At 80.6% G+C, this 1,214-nt stretch carries 1 protein-coding gene; it reads left to right on the top strand.

What is annotated here, in order from left to right:
• The coding region (locus AA75_RS50270) for a DUF5682 family protein (protein WP_033824815.1) at positions 1-1,214 on the top strand (1,214 nt) is incomplete at both ends.

Consider the following 1,214-nt stretch of genomic DNA (forward strand, 5'->3'; position numbering starts at 1 on the left):
AGCCGTCCGTACGGTGCTCGCCCAGGGCGAGCCGCTCGGCCGCGGCCGGGCGGTGGCGCGCGCCCTGGAACAGGTCCTGGTCGGCACCCGCACCGGCCGTCCGACCCCCGCCGCCCCGCGCGGCGGGCTCGGCCCGGCCGTCGAGGCCCAGCTCGCCGAACTCGGCCTGCCAGGGCCCGCGGACAGCGCCGACGCGGCCCCGCGCGATCTGCGGCTCGACCCGCTGCGCAGCCCGCTGGACGCCCGCCGCGCCCTGCTGCTGAGCCGCCTCGAGGTCTGCGGCGTCCCGTACGGGGAGCGCGTGGCCACCGGCGGCGCGGGCGGCACCGAGGCGATCGGCAGCCGGTGGCGGGTGCGCTGGACCCCGGCGGTCCAGGCCATGCTGGCGGTCGCCGGGAGCCGGGGGGTGACGGCCGCGCAGGCCGCCGAGGGCACCCTCGGGGAGCGGCTGCGCCGGGAGCGTGCAGCGGACGGGCCGACCGCCCGTCAGGTGATCGACGGCCTCGCCGACGCGGCGGGCTGCGGGCTGGCCGCGCTCACCGCGGTGCGGCTGGACCAGCTGGCCGAGGTGCTGCCCGCCACCGGCAGCCTGCCCGAACTGCTGGCCGGCCTGGCCCTGGTGGACCGGCTGGCGGCCGGTCACTTCCCGACCGAGGCCACCGGCCCGGCGCGCCCGGATGCCGCCGCGCCGACCGCGGCGCTGCTCACCACGGCCGCGGTCGCCCGGCTCGACGGTCTGGCCGGATCCGACGACCCGGCGGACGCCCATGCGCTGCTGGAGTTCGCCCGCCGCGCCCACTGCGAGGGCGGTCTGCGGCTCGGCCACACCCTGCGGGAGCTGGCCGACCGGGGTTCGCCGCTGGTCCGGGGCGCCGCGGGGGCCGTCCTGGTGCTGCTGGGCGAGCGGCCCGCCGGTGAACTCGGCGGCCGGGTCGCCTCCTGGGTGGACGGCGCCACCGACGCCGACCGCCGGCACACCCTGGTCCGCGCGCTCACCGGTCTGCTGACCGCCGCCGAGGGCCTGCTCGACAGCGCGCCCGGCGCCCTCGCCCCGCTGCTGGAGCGGGTGGCCGCGCTGCCCGACACCGCCTTCCTGGACCGACTGCCGGCCCTGCGCGGCGGATTCGACGCCCTGAGCCCGGCCGCCCGGGACCGGCTGCTGACGCTGGTCGAGGAGCAGCTCGGCGAGCACGTCGACACCCTCCCCGCCGACC

The sequence above is a fragment of the Kitasatospora sp. MBT63 genome (assembly GCF_000710465.2).
Classification (GTDB): domain Bacteria; phylum Actinomycetota; class Actinomycetes; order Streptomycetales; family Streptomycetaceae; genus Kitasatospora.